This window comes from Pedobacter alluvionis (genome assembly GCF_003664035.1).
In the GTDB taxonomy this organism is placed as follows: domain Bacteria; phylum Bacteroidota; class Bacteroidia; order Sphingobacteriales; family Sphingobacteriaceae; genus Pedobacter; species Pedobacter alluvionis.
The window spans coordinates 1,060,522-1,078,531 of record NZ_RCCK01000010.1 but is presented as its reverse complement, the minus strand read 5'-3'; the positions used below and the strand labels follow the sequence as shown (position 1 = coordinate 1,078,531).

Here is an 18,010-nt window from a genome sequence, read left to right as displayed (position 1 = left end):
ACAGACTGGAGCTATATTTTAGGTCTACTTCCTAAATCCTGAAACCTTAAAGTTACTAACCAGCACCCCCGCATCATTAGCATATTCCCAGGGTGCCGTTATATAAAAGTTTTTAGCAGCAGCATGACTAAACAAAACGGTATCAGCAAGTTTGATATTGTTGAGATATACAGCCATTCGTTCTCCATCAACCGAGAGAACAATATGAAGCGGACGGTTAATCCAGGGTTCAAGATCAAAGGTCGTATTTACGAATTTTTCAGGCTTATTACTGCCTATGTTAACCTGGTTGGCATCGTAATAATGCAGCTGTACGTAGGTACCAATATTGCTTGCATACTGCCTGACGCTGTTATCACTTGCAAAACCAAACGACAGTGGAGCAATGTCCTTAATCTGGTCCGCTTTTGCGATAATATCAAAAGATAAGGTAAAGCGACGGAGATAGTTGAGCTGGTGGGAAAATTTGTAGATCGCTTTATCCCTTAAATCAAGCCATTTCCCTTTTTGCCCCCTTACTGTAACGACATTAGCCGCTCCATTGGTTTTGAAACTTGTGGCAGTAGCCCCTGGTTGAAATGCCGAAAAATCTTCCGCGAAAACCAGCGAATCACCAGTCACGATATTGCTTTTGCCTGAGTTAACGGTAGCTCCGGATTTTCCTGAAGCACTATTTGTGTCAATCTTTTTTTCAATGGCTTTTGTGGCTTTCTCTTTTGCTTTGTCGAGCAGTCCGCCGAGCTGTGCATGCGCCTCAATTCCGGAAATCAACATTAGTGTGAGCAGCACGCCTGTAATTTTTTTATCTGTTCGCATAATATAGGCTTATTGTTTTGTGAAATTAATGCAGTTTGATCTTAACGATTTCGCCGTTTTCTTTTACCTCAACAAACTCTTCAATCCTGTCTTCATGGTCAACCGAATAGTTTTTCTGTTGATAATAATCTGTCTGTCCATAGCCATTGTAGCCACTGCCTGTATATTGGTTATATGTACCATAATGAGTATAGCCAAGAACCCCCTGTAGAAAATATTTTCCCGGCTTCATCTCGGGAAAAGTGAATTCTCCATCACTATTGGTAATTGCTTCGAGCCTATATCTGTAGGCTTGGTCGGAAAGATAAACATAGCGCCTCCTTCTAAGGCTTTCCTTGTCTTTTCTTAATTGGTACCAGGCCTCAAAATAAGGGGTAACGGGAAAAAGGGTTACTTTGATTTTATTGGCATAGATCCGCTGACCGGCTTTAAAGCCCATATTGTTTTTAGCTTTGGTAAAAGCAACTCCCTTTATCGTACCTGTACCTTTTGCCAGCATTTTTTTTGCCTGCAGGGAGTCGAATGCGATCTCCGGACGGAAGATCTCGACCTTATCTTTCTTTTCAGGCTCTTTATATTGTGCAGAAACTATAGCTGTTGCTGATACCACATAGAAAAGTGTAAGGACATATTTTTTTAGCTTCATGATTTTCATTTTATGGATTAATAGTGGTTTCATAAGGAAGATTAAATGTACCATCGGTAATGTCAATTGCCTCTCCTGCCCTGTTGCCTACTTGCCGAAAGACACATGGAGATGAATATAAAACATAGTATAGACAAAGCACTGTTTAAGTGCTGTCGTGTCGGACAATGGTAGATTTAGCTAAAAAAGCTTCTTTCGAGGGTAATGTTTTCATAGTTTCATGCTAATTTTGGTATAAGAGCAAAGCTATTGGATGTGGCCACCAAAAGAAATACCGGTTTTTATCGTTTTTTTTCTACTGGTTTTTAGGTATTTTCTATAACAGATGGATGAAATGACAATGAGTTGGGAATTATGTCTGATATTTACAGGTAAATTTTCCTTACCGAAAATATAACCTGATCTACGGCCAATGAATAAACTTCTTTTTTAACCATGACAAAATTTTTTCTATTCCTGATAGGTATTTTGGTTTCATTTAAATCTGTTGGCCAACAGCAGGTTCCCCTTAATGAGCAGCATTATCTGGACAGCCTGCAGCACATTCTACAGAAAAAAATTACAGATAGCTCAAGAGCGAGCACCAATTTTCTATTGGTAGAATACTGGAAATATAAAGACACCTTAAAGAGTAAAGCCTACCTTGAGGCAGGTACAGCTGCCGCTAAAAACGATAAATTTTTAAATGCACTAGCACTTTTCTCTAAAGGGCAGTATTATTTCAACTGGAACAAAGCGAAGGCATCCGATGCTTTTAAAAAAGCTGCAGAAGCACTTTCTCCATTCAACACTAAAATCGCCTATGCAAAGCAGGCTGCATCATGGTTTAATTATGCCTTGATGAATATAGACAAAATGGGCTATGGTTTTATGACTAAAATAACCCTGGAAAAAGCTATTCCTATTATAGAAAAGACGGGCGATCCGGCACGCATCGCTTACTATTATACGCAGCTCGCCACTATTCTGATGAACAACTACCAGTTTTCAAAAGCGACGGCCTATAATGAAAAAGCCATCGCCTTACTGGAAACCAAAAACCCTGGTTCTACCGATCTGTTGTTTTCCTATCTTTCAGGGGTAAGCATCTATTGTTATGACAACAAAACCGACAAAGCCCAGGTACTTCTGCAAAAAGCACAACGGCTGCTGAAGCCATACCCCTCCTCTTTAAACTATCCGATATACTATTATAATGAGGCGCTTTACTATTCCACTAAAACATTATACGATAAGGCACTTGCGAGTATAGACAGGGGGATTCCGCTAGCTAAAAAGTATAACCAGAAACAGATCTACCAACAATTTTTTTTCCGCAGATATGACATCTATCAGCAGCAGAAAAAATATGCCGAAGCCCGACAGATCTTACTGGATATTGTTAAGGAAGGAACTTTGACCGCTAAAATTAATGACAGGGCAGAGATTTATTTGGAACTGGCGAAAATGAGCGAAAAGTTAAGGGATTATAAAGAGGCATACCACTGGCTGAACAAATACAGGCAGACCAATGACAGTATCAACAGCGACCAAACAAAAGTAAAGATCAATGAGCTGGAGACAAAATACAGAAGTGCAAGAAACCAGCAAAAAATACAGGCCCTTCAATCAGAGAACAGGCAGGCACAGCTTAATGCCCGTAATGACCACTTGTATAGGCTTATACTTGGTTTGGGATGTCTTTTTCTGCTCCTTTTACTCGTTTTCGTTCTTTTAACAGCCCGGAGCCGGCGCAAGCTGGCACAGCAAAAAGAGATTAATTACAAGCAACAGCTTAGCGAAATGGAAAAAAAGCAACAGCTCAAGATTACAAAAGCCATGCTTGAAGGTGAAGAGCTTGAAAGGGAACGTGTTGCAAGAGATCTTCACGATGGACTTGGCGGCATGCTTTCAGGAGTTAAGATAGGGCTTTCAGGCTGGACAGATACACAGCCCGGCATGTCCGGAGATAAAGACCTTCACCGCATTATCGGACAACTGGACACCTCGGTTACGGAACTGCGCCGCATTGCCCGCAATATGGTGCCTGAGACTTTACTGAAGTTTGGTCTTGAAATCGCTCTAAAAGACCTCTGCGAATTCTATATGCGTGATGGTTTACGTATCACTTCAGAAATGTTCGGCATTCAGAAAAATATTGCGATGAATGTGCAGCTAAACATCTACAGAATCGTGCAGGAACTCATATCAAATGCGATCAAGCATGCCCATGCAGACAATCTTATACTGCAATGCAGCCAGAACGAAAATACTATTTTTATTACTTTTGAAGATAATGGCCAGGGCTTTGATATGGACACCCTTTCTGATAAAAAAGGAATGGGCCTTGATAATCTTAAGAACCGCATCGCCTTTCTGCAAGGGAAATTTGAAGTGCATTCCGCTCCTGGCGAAGGAACAAGTATAGATATAGAACTTAAAACCAATATCGATGAATAAACTGCTTACTGTTATCGTAGATGACCATCCCATTGTTATTGAAGGGCTTAAGACGCTACTTAAAAATGAAGACAATCTGGAAATTGTAGGCGGCTTTTCAAATGGTGCACAGCTCCTTTCTTATTTAAACAGAAACCCTGTAGATCTTGTCCTCCTGGATGTTACACTGCCGGATATTGGCGGTATGGAACTTTGCCAGATGATCAAAGCGCAATTCTCTGCTACCACTATACTCATCCTCAGCAACCATACCGAGCGGAGCATTATTATGCAAACCATACAGAATGGTGCCAGTGGCTATCTCCTTAAGAACAGTTCACTTGAGGAGCTTCGGCAGTGTATTGCTGCGGCAGTAAAAGGAAATATATGTTACAGTAAGGAAGTAGTAGAAATTATCAGCCGCCCAACTAAAAACCAGTTGCGCAATACGCCACAGCTCACCAGAAGGGAAAAGCAAATCCTATCGCTCCTGGCACAGGGAAAGACCAGTCAGAATATTGCCCAGGAGTTCTTTTTAAGTTCGCTGACAGTAGATACCCATCGGAGGAACCTGATGCAGAAATTTGAAGTCAAGAATGTCGCCGAACTGATAGCAGCTGCCCACCAGCAGCAATTGTTATAAACTTCCGGCCGGTCAAATTGATATGTTATCAACTCTTCTTTTGTTTCTCTTTTAACACCTGGATTTATGATGAAAGGTAATAAAATAGTGATTGATCTGGTAATATGCACATTATATGCACCTGAAGCCAGAGCAGTGTACGTGTTAAAGCAGGAGATCATGCGATTCCCTCGGATTAAAATAGCAACCTGATTAATAGGTAAAGGTCTTTTCTCAGCGATATTGTTTAGCGCTTAGCGATTTGTCCAATAAAAGCTGTTTTAAGCTAGATATAAAAAAACTGAAGTTTAGGACTTAAATACTACTTTGTGTTTCCATGGTTTATTTTTTAAATCCTTCCGAAACAAAGTTCAAAAAATCAGGTGTTACCGATATCCAGTACTTCCAGTCGTGGGCACCGTTTTGTATCCTGAACTCATGAGCGATACCTTTATTCGCCAGGCTGATGTGCAGATTACAATTGTTTACCGATAGCTTGTCATCATCGCCACATGCGATATACCACTTTTGTCCAAGTTCTTCTTTCGAAGGTAAATTATCTATATAACTTTTAACATTATAAGGCTTGTACCACTCTACGAGTTTATTTTCAGGAATACCCGGATATCTTTTAATCATGTAATCCGTTTCATAGTCTCTTACAGCTGCACTCAATGCACATACTGTCGTAAACAAACTCTTGTGTCGGATAGCATATTGCAACGTTGCCGCTCCTCCCAGCGATGCACCGGCAATAGCCCTGTTATTCTTGTCAGTTTTTACCCTGTACATCTTCTCTATTTGTGGTATAAATTCCTGGAAAAAGAAGTCCTCAAAATTAAAGTCATTTCCCGGATCATTAAAATAGCTGATGCGTTTGTTTTCGAAATTAGCATCAGGTGTAACGACAATCATCGGAACGATTTCTCCCTTTGCAATAGCCGTATTTAAATACTGGTCTAACGCGCCGTATGAAACCCACGATTTGTGATTTGGTATGGTGTTGGCAGGACCAGCGGGATGTAATAAGTAAAGTATTGGGTAACTACGGTTAGAAGATTCATAGCCAGGTGGCAGATAAATCGAATATTTACGATCCATATTCAAGATTTTACTTTTTATTACTTTAGAATCGTCAAAGCTTCCTTTCTCTTGCGCAAAGGACATTAAAGCGATAAAAAACATACCTAGTAAAAATGTAATTTTTTTCATATTTCTTTTTTAGAATACCACCAATGTTTTATTTATAATTCAATAATATAATAAATCTCTGTAAACCTATTTAAACACATAAATCATTGTCGTCCAGCGCTTAGCCTGCCAACTTGATTGCTTTTTATGTCGATAACGCTTTTTATATGCACGGATTATACTTGCGTTTAAATTGCAGATTTATTAGTTATCGACCATCATTAGGAATTCAGTTATTTGACAAATATAATATATGTAGTAAGCCCTCTTTATGACCCAGATCATAAAGAGGGCTTACTACATTTCAATTATCCGATCAGGTAGGGTTTCCAATTGAGTTGATTTTTTTCAAAATTAAGGCCAGAGTTACCACCATGCCATCCGAATTCGCGTATCCTGAATGCAGTTTCAAACATGATGCGATTGATTTTTTTATCACAATCAGGCAGATTATTGATCATCTTAAATGAAAATTCATGGAGATGTTTATCCCTATAACCTTCTTAAAAACAAAAATAGCTGCAAACCCAAAGGCCGCAGCTATTTTATATTGTGTACGTAAATCCTATTTGAAGATGCCTTCCAGGGTTTTGTTCAGTTCCTCACCTCTTAAATCTTTACCTACCACCTTACCTTCCGGATCAAGCAGAAAGCTTGCCGGCACAGATTTTACACCATAAGCTTTAACAGCGGAGTTAGACCAGGCCTGCAGATCAGACACATGCGTCCAGGTGAGGCCATCAGCCTCGATGGCTTTTAACCAGGCATCCTTTTTGGAGTCCAGGGATACACCTAAAATTTCAAAGCCTTTATCATGGTATTTTTTGTAAGCGGCCACTACATTGGGGTTTTCTCTCCGGCAGGGTGCGCACCAGCTTGCCCAGAAATCAACCAATACATATTTACCTTTAAAATCAGACAACTTCACGATTTTTCCATTCTTATCAGCCATCGCAATGGCAGGAGCAACTTTTCCTTTGGCGGTTTTCGCATTAGTTTTTAACGCTGTGCTTATTTGTTCGCCAATTTCTGATTGCTGCGCGTCTTTAGTCAGCAGCCCAAAAAACGCTTCGGCCACCGGAAAATTCGGATAACCGATAAAGCGGTCATAAATGATTGCTGCAGATCCGGCCGAAGCAGGATGTTTGAGAATATACTCCTTTACAGCTGCAATGTTCAGTGTATCCAGGATCCTGAATTCCCGGTCGAAACCTGCACGGGTAGCGGTGTCTTTTTTGCCCGCTTTCTCAGCCTGATCAAGCCGGCCGTAAATGTCCCCTGCTTTAGCAGTAATTGCTTTCCAGGGACCATTATAAAAACCCATATATACATCCTGCGCAGCAGATCCGTTAATAACCGCCTGAGACAAACTATCTGGTTTGGCCACATGGATAGCAGAATTCTCCAATATAAAAAGTATTGGGTTTTTCAGGCCCTTGCTTTCCAATTTATAAAATCCCGGTTGTTTAACCATTCCCTTAAACATAAAGGTACCGTTAACAACTTTGGCTGAATCTGTAACGACATATTTATCTCCAACTTCGTGACCCAGATAGATCTTATCTTTTACAGCAGGTATATTACCGGTCAACACATATTTTCCGTTCTGGGCCAATAGCGGGCCTGCATAACATGCCAGCGCTACAAGTACCATGGTTAATATTCTTTTAAATAAACTGTTCATATTATATTGTTTTTAACTTGGTGATTACATTTTCAAGGCTCATATTGTCCAGTGATACTTTCCCTACTTGTCTACATTTTGTTTAATGGTACCATTACCCGGATTTTTAGAGGCGCCCTGTGGAAATGGCATCGTCCAGAGATGGGAATTCGGGGCAAGTGTTAAGGCCTGTCCGGCTTCTGTTTTGCTCAGCGTAACAGCGTAGTTCGGATCCTTATTCAGGCGGCGTGCATCAGCAAAAGGAGTAATCCCTAAAATAAGCTCGTTTCCTTTGGTTCGCTGGATGAGTTTTACAGCCTCTATGGTGTTAGATGCGCTCAGCGGTACATATTTCGCAGCAAAGATTCTTTTCACCCGCACAGCGTTCAATGTAGACATTGCACCGGGAACATCATTGAGGCGTGCCTGGCATTCTGCTTTGATCAGGTACACTTCAGTGGTTGTTAAACCACCCACGTTGAAAAAACCCGTTGTGATGCTGGTATAATAGGTATCTGCACCAACTGTCCTGAGTTTCCAGCGGGAAGCAAATCTTGCATCCCCCTGTTCAAATCGGGTTGCCCGGTCAACACGGATCGCCTGTTCCCGTCCGGCATTGCTAGATGCACCGTGACGGAAATAATAATTTTCCACGTAATTAAAGCCCATTGGCGAAGGCGCATTGTTATAGATATTAACAGCCTCTATCTGCGTTTTGTAGGTATTATAAAATGCTGTCCAGTCAAACAGTTTATCGTTGTACTTCAGGGCTTCATTTGCGGCAGCCAGTGCGTCAGCATATCTTCCCATTTGCAGAAGAATCCTTGCTTTCAGCGCATTCGCAGATCCGAGATTGGGATGCAGTACTGTTGCGCTGGTGGCGCTCAAAGCAGGAATGGCTTCATTGATATCCTTCAGCATAAAATCATACAGTTCTTTGATCGATACCTGGGTGTAAGCCGCGCCAATATCAGCACTGAGGATCAGCGGCACAGATAATTTGGTGGCTGCATTTGCTTCTTCATAAGTATCTGCATAATAATTGGCCAGGATGTCATAATCCATCGCCCTTAATACTTTCGCTTGTCCAATCAGTTCCGCTTTTTGTGCCTCCGTCCCCTCTGTTGTTCCCGCTGCCTTTTCAATAATCAGGTTGCTGGTATTAATCCCTTTGTAATTGTTATAATAAGCACCTTCATCGGCATTGTTCAGTGCAATCCTGTCGGCCGATTCGTTCCAGTTGTAATTCGCCTTGTAAAGGGGATAGTAATTCAGGTTGCTGCTGGTTTCAAATTTATCATTGAGCAAGAGCACTGCCTGGGTGATATCTGAACGGTGGTTACCATACTCGTCGCGGATCAGGGCTTCATAGTCTGACAGCGTAGTAGGGATTTGGCCATTTCCTACAGGAAGGATATCAATAAATTTTTTGCAGCTGCTAAAGCTCAGTACTAAAGCGAGGGCAACTAATTTTATGGTGTTTGAAAATATATTTTTCATCCTTATAAATTTGTTTTTAATGGTGATGAAGCTGTCATGATTTACTTATTCCACTTTGTGATTTTTAAAATCATGACGGTTTCATCACTTATGTCTTTAAATATTGTTTGCTGCTAAATGCAGTATAAAATGGTTTCCTAGAAATTAAGATAAGCACCCCATACATAATTAGGAGTAAGGTATCCGTTGAGCAGGTATTTTGCAGTTTTGGATTTGGCCAATGTAAAGGCGTTCTCCACGTTAAACTGGAAACGGATATTGCTCAATCCTGCTTTTTTAGCGATCAGTTGTGGTACGTTATAAGCCAGGGAAATATTTCTCAAGCGCATATTAGTCGCATCCAGTACGTTGATGTCAGCATTTCTGTAGATATCGGCACTCTGGCTGTTATAAGTAGGATCTTCAGCAAAAACAACTTTAGGAATATTAGTCTTCAGCTCGTCTCCGGGATTTCTCCACCTGTTTACGATATCTTTATTTACCGATGAAATTTGGGTGACGTATCCGTTCAGGGCACTGTTATAGCTCGATCCCAGCACAGGTAAAAATGTATCCCTCATTTTATGACCGCCCTCGAAAGTCAATAGGAAAGACAGGCTGAAGTTTTGATAGGAAAGCGTACTATTTAATGATCCGCTGTATTTTGGAACGGTCGATCCGCTGTACACAATAGATTGCAGCGTAGCTGGTGAGGCCAGCACCTTCTCTCCTTTTTCATTGTAAACCTGTGGCAATCCTGTATTACTCAAACCAGCCCATTGATAACTGTAAATGGCATTGTATGGATTTCCGATACGTGGGAATGATTGCGGATAATCAAGCTGAAGAACATAAAAAGGTGCCTCTACGTTAACATAGGTAACTTTGTTTTTATTAAAGGCGTACTGCATCCCCAAATTCCAGGTCAGGTCTTTGCCACGGATGATATCACCAGACAAGACCAGTTCAACTCCCTGGTTCAGCATCTCTCCGTTATTGATCACGTAGGTTGAATAACCGAAGCCTTCGGTTGGCACACCCTGAGTGTTGGCCAGCAGATCCTTGCCATTTTTATGGTAGTAATCAACCGATCCTGAGAGACGGTTTTTGAAAATTGCGAAATCCAGACCGGCATTGGTGGTCGTAGTTTTTTCCCATGACAGCAACGGGTTTGGCCTGCTACCTATAATAGCCTGCAAACCGCCTACGTTGTAGTTCGGATTGAAATTGAAAGTAGTAAACGGTGCGCTGTTGGTGTAAACGTTACCGCCGATACCATGCGAAGCACGTAATTTCAACCTGTCTACCCAGTCTGCATTAAAGAAAGATTCCTTATTGATATTCCAGCCGGCACCAAATGACCAGATTGGTGTATTCTGGTATTTGGAGCTCGTACCCCAAAGGTTCGACCTGTCCCAGCGGATACTACTTGTAAAGAGATACTTTTCATCATAGGCATAGCCAACATTACTGTAGAAAGATACAAAACGCTCTGTACTGATCCTGTTAACAGCCGCATCCCTGTCGGTGAAATTTCCTCCGCCGAGAATATTACCGGGGTAGCTGCCCAATAAGGGCTGGTTGACCAGGCTGTAGGTTAATGTATTTGGATTATAGTTGTAAAGCGACTGATTATCATATTCAATTTTTCTGTTCCTGATCTCAGAACCTAAAATTGCGGTAAGGCTATGTTTCTCCCCAAAAGTTTTATCAACGTTTAACTGCTGGCGGAAGTTATAGGCATTATTGAACTGATTTTCCTTGTAATTGATATTTCCGTAAGGCAGATTAAAAATTGCCTGTCCGCCACTCACAGGATTGAAAGAAGCAAAACTATTTACCTTGCTGCGAACAAAATAGGAGTTTTTATCATACAACTGATCGAGCCTGCTGGTGGCATACTCGTATTGAAAACTTGATTTGTAAGACAACCAGTCCGTTATTTTTGCGCCCAGGCGGACAAACGACCTGCTGGTAAAATTCTTTGTTTTACCAATGTTCAATGCCTGTTCATCCAATGGCGTAATGTCCATATTGTACAGCCGGTTGTTATTAATCAGTGCCATGTTATTTGCTGATAAACGGGATGCAGCAGTAGAGGTAAAGTTGCTTCCGTCTGCATTCACCAGCCTGTCATACGGTAAAAAGGTATAACCTGGCGACAAGGTGTTGTAAGGTTGGGTTGTACCTTCATTATAAGACAGGAATGTGCTCAACTCCATGGTCAGCCATGTATTGATCTGAGTGGTATTGTTGATATTGATGCCTAGCGATTCATCACCCGCATATTTATCCTGCGTTTTGTTATTGCGGTAGGTAGCGGAAGTGTACAATGCATTTTTCTCTGTCGCATTGCCAATACTCAGGTTGTATTGCTGATAAAAAGGACTGCGTTTACTATACTTTTCAACATCATCATAATACTGGTATCCCCCCGAGGCCAACTGGCCTAATTTTGTATTGAGATCTGCCTGTGAAAGTGTGCCTGCAGCATTTCTAAGAATGGCATTAATGCCCTGGCTTGGGTAGGCCACATTCTGTAATAAGTTGGCCGCGTAGGTGCCTGCATTTGCACCTCGTAAATTCGGATTATTGGCAGCCCATTCCTTCTCCAGTTCAACAATATCTGCAGAATTGGTAAGGTTATCCGTGTATTGCCTGTAAGGAGAAAGCGTAAATGTACTGGAAGCAGAAATTTGTGGCTTGCCTTTTTTTGCTTTCTTGGTAACAATAACAATGACACCATTGGAAGCACGTGCCCCATAGATAGATGCTGCAGCAGCATCTTTCAGTACCGTAATACTTTCAATATCTTCCAGGTTAAGCCCCGGTATGCCTTGGGCTACCTTATTGTTGGCATCCAGTTTCAGGTTTTCCACAGGAAAGCCATCGATCACGTATAAAGGCTGTACCAAGTCGTTGTTCATTGAAGTGGTTCCCCTGATCAGACCATTGTTGTAACCTGGTATCCTGCCTTCCAGCAGCGATTGCATACTGCTTAAACGCTGTTGATCCAGTTGTTTGGATGATAACGTAGAAAATGATCCTGTTACACGCTCTTTTGACAGGGTTTGATATCCTGTGGAAACGGTCACTTCATCCAGCTGACCTGTTTGAATGGTTAGGATGATATTGCCCAGGTTTCCCGAAGCTTTGATTTCCCTGGTTTGATAGCCTAAAAATGTAATCATCAGCACAGCATCTTCATCAACATCCTTCAATGTAAACTCGCCATCTTTATTGGTCACTACCTGTTTTTTCAATCCCTTTATGCTTACAGTAGCGCCGGGAAGCGGCAGATTTTTTTCATCCAGCACTTTTCCGGTAATATCGATCGATTGAAATCGTTTGATAATTTTTTCCAGGAATGCAGGCTCTTTCTTTCTAACCAGTACAGATTTGTTAGCGATGGTGAACTCCAGCGACTGGTTTTTAAATATCTGATCCAGAACATCACTTAATTCCTCATTTTTAACATCTATCGTCACTTTTTTGGAATTCTTTAATATAGAATTCGTAATCACAAAATCGTAACCGCTCTGGTCGCTGATCTGATCAAAAATGGTAAACAATTCAGCATTTCTGGCTGACAAAGTAATTTTCTGTGCGTAGGTGCCCGCACTTACCTGCATAAAAAAAGCAAGCATGAGTAAAGTGGTTAGCTTCATAACTCTCCATAGGTTATTTTGCGCGCTGAAAAAGCGCACCGGTTTAGTGCAAATTTGGTACATTTGGTAAGTTAGGTTGTTGCTTCAAGCCTTGTATTTTCGAGATCGCGGCTTTTAGCGGTTAGTTTGACAATTTTTGTTAATTCCCAGCCTTTTTTTGCCAGTTCGATTAGCGTCGGACTGGTATTTTATTCTGGAGCACATCCTCCTGTGGTTCCAGGGATGTACTTTGAATTTCCTATAGAGTAGATATAGTAGATTTTTATTGTATAACTGTCACCCTCCTTCCCTCAACTTTAAATTTAACATCATTAGAATAGCTCAGCATAGTTAGTACTTCGCTTATATTTTTTTGACGTGAAATATTACCATTAAATTTCTCATCTGTTACTTTACCTGTATATACTACGTCAATATTGTACCAGCGGATGATTTTTGCCATCACCTCCTTAATCGATTCATTTCTGAAACGGAAATAACCATTTTTCCAGGCCATCACATTTTTAATGTCAGCAGGCGCAACAGCAATAGGTTGCCCATCCTGTACTATCGATTGCTCTCCCGGTTTGATGATTTTTCCCTGTTCCGCATGATTTGATACCTGCACGCTTCCTTCAAGCAGCGTAGTTACTGTTGTGTGATGATCAGCGTAGCTGTTGATATTGAAATGTGTACCCAGTACCTGTACCTCCTGAAGGTTGGTTTTTACAATAAAAGGGTGTGTTTTGTCTTTTGCAATTTGGAAATAGGCTTCACCTGTAAGTTCAACCTCGCGTAATTTCGCCGATGCAAATGATGCAGGAAATTTGATAGAGGAGGATGCATTCAGCCATACTTCACTTTGGTCTGGCAGCCGGAGGCGGTAAGTTTCGCCCATGGCAGTCGATAAGGTATGGATGTGTGTACCTGCGGCCGTTTTACCATCTTTCACAGTATAAACAACTTGTCCATCAGCAGTTTTACTGATCACTATCCCCGCCTCACTCGCCAGTTTACCCTCATTAGCAGCAGACAATACTATTTTTTTGCCGTTATCAAGGGTGAGTGTTGCTGTGTTTTTGCCAGGAGCGATATCGTTCCTGATGATATTAACTATATTTTGTGGCTGTGGCTGATTGCTGTGATAAATAAGGCTGCCCCCTATAACGAGCAAAACTGCCGCAGCCGCGATGCTGATCCAAAGTTTACGCAGCTTGCCCCTACTCCGCACAGCAGATGTTACGTCAATCTGCACTTTTAATTCCTCCCACTTTTTATCGGTATTAAAAGTTGAGTATGTTTTCAATGCGTCAGCAGATTCATCCCTGATGGCACGAAGTTCCGCTAAAAGCACCTGTTCATCGGCACTCAAGGAATTTGATGACTGTTCATCTGCTTCCAGTTTGTCTAAAAGCTGGTTCCAGTCAGGAGTAAAAGGACTGAGATTTTTATCCATATCAATACACTGTCGTAGCTATATCGAAAATGGGTGACAGCAAACAGATAAAATGGCTACTTTTTTTTCAGAATAAATTTAAAAGCGCCCTGATAATGAAGAAAAGGCAATAAAAACAAGAATTGCATGATTACGAAGCGCTGAATAAGCCCTGCTTAATTGTGTTTTTACCGTATTGATTGAAATATTTTGCTTTTTAGCGATTTCTGCATAGCTCATTTTATCAACCGCATGCATAATAAATATATTTTGCCTGTTTTCCGGCAATTTTTGAATCAATTCTACGATTTTGATATAGCGCTGATGTCTGATTTCGTTATATTCCTGCTCATCATGATGTTCTTGTTCCTCTTCCAGAGCGGCCAGCATAGAATTCCTCTTTTCAGTCACTGCACTTTTACGCAGAAAATCAATGCATTTATATTTTACTGCCCTGCGCGCGTAGGCTTCGAAACCTGTGGTCAGTTGAATGGTATGGCGCCTCTGCCAGAAATCTATGAAAAAGTCCTGCACCATATCTTCCGCTGCAAACTGATCATGAACATATTGCATAGCCACAGCACACAGAAATTGATGGTTTCTGCGAAACATCGTTTCGAATTGATCGATATTGAGTGTTGTACTATCTTCTCCTTCCATTAATTAAATCAAAAATGCGCTTTGATAGTGAACTCAGCATAGGGTAAAGGAAAAATATTCAGTAAAGCAAATAAAGCATTTATTGAATCACATAATTAGTTAAAAACAATGAATTTACGAAATGAATGTATCGCCCAAAAAAGGCCGTCCCTTATTTATTTTTAAGACGGTGTTTAAAACACTTAAAAGCACCTAACAGACGGATAGACATTACTTTTGGGAGATGGCCGCAAAAACAAAGAGGCACAATAGCTACTTTCTGGTCAGCATCTTAAATAGATCCCGAAATAAATTGCCAATAACCGATTGTAAAAACCGGTCGTCGTTGCGAGTAACCATCAGGTCTGTGGCCTAAAAAAAACAGGAATGACGTCCTATATGTGCTTTCTAACTTATTAGGTTTAAAATTTGCATCCTGTAAAACTCATTGAGCTAAGATGTCTAAGGTGGTTGTAAAAATTAAAAACCAGGCAGTTTAATTAACCACCTTAGACACCTAAGAGCATCTAATTCATTCAATAATCCTTTAGGCTTTCCACCATAAAGAACATGTAAGCTTATGCGGTCCTTAAATGTCTTATATGGTCAAAAAAATAACAATAAATATTCAGTTGTTTACATAAACATCATTATAAGGAGGAACGACGAAGCAATCTATCATGCTGGTAATCCTGCCATGCACAACATTAATTTTCCAATAATCTAACTGGCGGTTTATAGCAACCGGTATAATTAATTTAATAATTAAGATTTTTCTAGGTGATTTTAGATAATTTTTCTAAATTAGTGGTGCAAACTGTTAAATAATATATTTTTTCAATTAATCTCAGAGATCCAAAAACAGCAATTAATTTTTAACAATATTCCTGGTCGAGTGGTAGCCCCACATTTCCTATATCTCTGAAAAGAGTTATTTGGCAGTTTGCAGCGACCAGGATGCTTTTTAATTTTTAGGTTATGCAAACTGCCAAAAGTAAAAATCAAAACACACAGCTCCCTGCTCAGGTTGCAGCTGAATCAACCAACACTAATATATTACCTGCCATTTGCGCAGTAAAGGCTACCTTACATCATATTGATGGCCATGTTTCTGAAATCACGATGACTTTGCCACGCTACACCGGTTGGGCAGAATTTTTAGAGGACGGGCAAAATTCCATTCGGGAATATGTGTATCAGCTCACCCGGCATTGGATTCGAATTACCCATTTCTTTATAGAAACCGGAACCGTTACCACCAATGGAACAGTAACCTCTTGTTTTTTACCACGCAGGTTCGATATCCCTTTAGGCAAATTTTATAAACCAATGGTGCCTGGTTCCTGGGTATTAGCCAATCAGCACCCGCATCATCCAAAGTGTAACCAAAAAGGATCGAGCAAAAATTTATCAGCATTGATGGCTATTGCAGGAACCAGAAATGATGTTGTTTATCATCAAACAGAACCGAATATCATGCTTTGCGGCATTCCATTCGAAAGCAAATCAGCCTACTTTGAAAAAGGCGATATTCCTATCGGGCATTTTCAAAAGAATGGAACCGAATATATGGTGATTTACAGTTATAGTGTTGATGGGAAGGGAAATTTTGAGTGAGGTAAAATGAAATTGATAATTTAAATTTAAGCCCTTACGGATGGTGAGGGCTAACTTTCCAATACCTGTACTTTAGGCGCTCTGGCATGTAATTAGGAACTGCTACCGCTTAAAATTAGAAAAAATGCAAAACATTTAGATAAATATATCTTCATGCTAAAATTATTTTTTTGGTTTTAGGGAATCAACCACTGTCAGAATACTAGCGATACGATAATAAAAGTAGAAAATTTGTTATATTAATTACATATGGAATGCTAAGACCAGTTTGGGTAAAGAGAACGTTGCGTCAATTATTAGGTCTATCTAGTTGCTCATCAATCATCTTTTTCACATATTCATTTTCTGGGAAAGCTGTAAATTTTTTGACGAGTATCCCTTCTTTGTTGAATAGTAAATATGATGGAATTGCCTGAAAATCGAAGAATGTCATAACGTAGGTCCATTGCGCATCATTCAAATAGTAATGTTGGTTACCTATGCCTTTAACTTTCTCTTCCCACAGATTTCGGGGAGACGAACTGTTTGTTAAGTATACAAACACAACATTTTTATCGTGAAATTCATTTTTTGTGGTTCTGAACCGTTGCATTGCTTCCAAACAAGGTCCACACCACGTAGCCCAAAGGTCGATCAAAATAACTTTACCTTTGTGTTTGGAGACAATACTTTCTATAATCCTATCTTCTGCAATTTGAGATGCATCGTTTATAACTGCCGGGGATTTCAATTTATCCAGTACCACAACCTCTTTGTTTTTTCGAAATAGGATTTTCGCGATTTCTTTGTTCCCCCAATATTTCAAAATATTTTTTTTCTGTATTTCACTTAAAGGCCTTAATTCTTCAGTCAGCTGTCTACCATAAGCATTTGCTGCTAAAATATCATAGTATAAGCCATCTTTAAAACCAACTAAGTCAGATAAAATAATTTTTGTTTTTGACAACCAATTGGAGATATCGGTTTCTCCTATTTGGGTAACAGCCAGGGTTTTGTCCAAGAGAATTTGTTTTTGAAATTCAAGGAATGTAGAAGTATAAAGGTATTGGGGGTCATTCAGTTTTAACTCCTTCAAAAAACGGTAATATGATCTGTCAATCTCTTTGATAACAAACTTCTTTTCTTTATCACCATTAGTTATACTATAGTTAGCCATCATTGCTTTGTCATAATCAAATACTGCCCCTTTATAAAAAAATAGGCGAAAGTCATTATTCAACATACTTTTTAATTCTTTTGATATCAAGGTATCATTTTTTACAACTGTTAATATTTCTGACAAGAGAGATCTGGCATATTCCAAGAAATCCTCGGTACCTTTATCATAAAGTGGTTCCCTTTTTCTGGTAGGTGAATATTCAATCATTTTGCGAATGAGACCATAATATCGGGTCATATCATTTTGATCGATACTAGGCTCAACAGTAATATTTTCGATATCTAAATCTGAATTATAAGTAATATCAAGGCGGGTATTAGCTGCGCATTTCAATTTGACAAATAGGGGTTTCCCGGGATTTAGACTTGTGGAAAAACGTATGTAAGAAACTGCTGTTTCAACATCAGCATCAATGGAAAAATTGCCCGACCGGTCGACAAGCGCTTTATATTTGACAAACTCACCCGAAATTGGATGAGAAACGGTGATTTTCACGAATGCACTGTCTATATTTATTCCGTCAGGCACCCTTAACCTTCCTGTTAATTTCGCTTTGCCAAACGCTAATTTGGGCACATCAACTATCTTACTTACAGATTGTTTGCATAACAGCAAACACAATAAGCTAAACATGTAAAATAGATTTGATTTAAATACTCTGGACATCGTAATTTTTAA

The 18,010-nt window shown here is 40.0% G+C and carries 12 protein-coding genes; 3 read left to right on the top strand and 9 right to left on the bottom strand.

Annotation, left to right across the window (positions count from 1 at the left end):
- Window positions 1-24 precede the first annotated feature (24 nt).
- Window positions 25-816, bottom strand: coding sequence for a hypothetical protein (locus BCL90_RS04780; RefSeq protein WP_121282865.1), 792 nt, complete (start codon window positions 814-816; stop codon window positions 25-27).
- Window positions 817-841: 25 nt separating this feature from the next.
- Complete coding sequence (locus BCL90_RS04775; RefSeq protein WP_208529847.1) at window positions 842-1,495, bottom strand: carboxypeptidase-like regulatory domain-containing protein; 654 nt, start codon at window positions 1,493-1,495, stop codon at window positions 842-844.
- Window positions 1,496-1,897: 402 nt separating this feature from the next.
- On the opposite strand from BCL90_RS04775, the gene BCL90_RS04770 reads away from it, so the two are divergent.
- Together BCL90_RS04770 and BCL90_RS04765 are read left to right on the top strand one after the other, a co-directional pair.
- Window positions 1,898-3,901, top strand: coding sequence for a tetratricopeptide repeat-containing sensor histidine kinase (locus BCL90_RS04770; RefSeq protein ID WP_121282864.1), 2,004 nt, complete (start codon window positions 1,898-1,900; stop codon window positions 3,899-3,901).
- Complete coding sequence (locus BCL90_RS04765) at window positions 3,894-4,523, top strand: response regulator transcription factor (protein ID WP_121282863.1); 630 nt, start codon at window positions 3,894-3,896, stop codon at window positions 4,521-4,523. The genes BCL90_RS04770 and BCL90_RS04765 overlap by 8 nt, the downstream gene beginning before the upstream one ends.
- 321 nt (window positions 4,524-4,844) lie before the next feature.
- Here BCL90_RS04765 and BCL90_RS04760 read toward each other — a convergent pair whose 3' ends face one another.
- From BCL90_RS04760 to BCL90_RS04735, 6 genes are all read right to left on the bottom strand, one after another.
- Window positions 4,845-5,714 carry an alpha/beta hydrolase gene (locus BCL90_RS04760; protein ID WP_121282862.1) on the bottom strand — a complete coding sequence of 290 codons (870 nt, stop codon included), beginning with the start codon at window positions 5,712-5,714 and terminating at the stop codon, window positions 4,845-4,847.
- A 544-nt stretch (window positions 5,715-6,258) separates the two neighbouring features.
- On the bottom strand, window positions 6,259-7,377 hold the full coding sequence (locus BCL90_RS04755; RefSeq protein ID WP_121282861.1) for a TlpA disulfide reductase family protein: 1,119 nt from the start codon (window positions 7,375-7,377) through the stop codon (window positions 6,259-6,261).
- Window positions 7,378-7,440: 63 nt separating this feature from the next.
- Window positions 7,441-8,856 carry a RagB/SusD family nutrient uptake outer membrane protein gene (locus BCL90_RS04750; RefSeq protein ID WP_121282860.1) on the bottom strand — a complete coding sequence of 472 codons (1,416 nt, stop codon included), beginning with the start codon at window positions 8,854-8,856 and terminating at the stop codon, window positions 7,441-7,443.
- A 137-nt stretch (window positions 8,857-8,993) separates the two neighbouring features.
- Window positions 8,994-12,503, bottom strand: coding sequence for a SusC/RagA family TonB-linked outer membrane protein (locus BCL90_RS04745; RefSeq protein WP_121282859.1), 3,510 nt, complete (start codon window positions 12,501-12,503; stop codon window positions 8,994-8,996).
- A 262-nt stretch (window positions 12,504-12,765) separates the two neighbouring features.
- A complete protein-coding gene (locus tag BCL90_RS04740) occupies window positions 12,766-13,938 on the bottom strand; it encodes a FecR family protein (RefSeq protein ID WP_121282858.1) in 1,173 nt (390 codons plus the stop codon).
- Between the two features lie 78 nt (window positions 13,939-14,016).
- Window positions 14,017-14,577, bottom strand: coding sequence for an RNA polymerase sigma-70 factor (locus tag BCL90_RS04735; protein WP_121282857.1), 561 nt, complete (start codon window positions 14,575-14,577; stop codon window positions 14,017-14,019).
- 957 nt (window positions 14,578-15,534) lie between these two features.
- Here BCL90_RS04735 and BCL90_RS04730 point away from each other — a divergent pair.
- The gene (locus BCL90_RS04730; protein WP_121282856.1) at window positions 15,535-16,173 is read left to right on the top strand and encodes a hypothetical protein; all 639 of its coding nucleotides are present in this window, start codon (window positions 15,535-15,537) and stop codon (window positions 16,171-16,173) included.
- Between the two features lie 289 nt (window positions 16,174-16,462).
- On the opposite strand, the gene BCL90_RS04725 is transcribed toward BCL90_RS04730, so the two are convergent.
- Entirely contained in the window at window positions 16,463-17,965 is a 1,503-nt protein-coding gene (locus BCL90_RS04725; protein WP_166792175.1) for a TlpA family protein disulfide reductase, read from the bottom strand.
- Window positions 17,966-18,010: the final 45 nt, after the last annotated feature.

Bases quoted from the DNA above. Each gene is read 5' to 3' on its own strand.
- BCL90_RS04780 (WP_121282865.1), bottom strand. From the start codon at position 816: ATGCGAACAGATAAAAAAATTACAGGCGTGCTGCTCACACTAATGTTG.
- BCL90_RS04775 (WP_208529847.1), bottom strand. From the start codon at position 1,495: ATGAAACCACTATTAATCCATAAAATGAAAATCATGAAGCTAAAAAAA.
- BCL90_RS04770 (WP_121282864.1), top strand. From the start codon at position 1,898: ATGACAAAATTTTTTCTATTCCTGATAGGTATTTTGGTTTCATTTAAA.
- BCL90_RS04765 (WP_121282863.1), top strand. From the start codon at position 3,894: ATGAATAAACTGCTTACTGTTATCGTAGATGACCATCCCATTGTTATT.
- BCL90_RS04760 (WP_121282862.1), bottom strand. From the start codon at position 5,714: ATGAAAAAAATTACATTTTTACTAGGTATGTTTTTTATCGCTTTAATG.
- BCL90_RS04755 (WP_121282861.1), bottom strand. From the start codon at position 7,377: ATGAACAGTTTATTTAAAAGAATATTAACCATGGTACTTGTAGCGCTG.
- BCL90_RS04750 (WP_121282860.1), bottom strand. From the start codon at position 8,856: ATGAAAAATATATTTTCAAACACCATAAAATTAGTTGCCCTCGCTTTA.
- BCL90_RS04745 (WP_121282859.1), bottom strand. From the start codon at position 12,503: ATGAAGCTAACCACTTTACTCATGCTTGCTTTTTTTATGCAGGTAAGT.
- BCL90_RS04740 (WP_121282858.1), bottom strand. From the start codon at position 13,938: ATGGATAAAAATCTCAGTCCTTTTACTCCTGACTGGAACCAGCTTTTA.
- BCL90_RS04735 (WP_121282857.1), bottom strand. From the start codon at position 14,577: ATGGAAGGAGAAGATAGTACAACACTCAATATCGATCAATTCGAAACG.
- BCL90_RS04730 (WP_121282856.1), top strand. From the start codon at position 15,535: ATGCAAACTGCCAAAAGTAAAAATCAAAACACACAGCTCCCTGCTCAG.
- BCL90_RS04725 (WP_166792175.1), bottom strand. From the start codon at position 17,965: ATGTTTAGCTTATTGTGTTTGCTGTTATGCAAACAATCTGTAAGTAAG.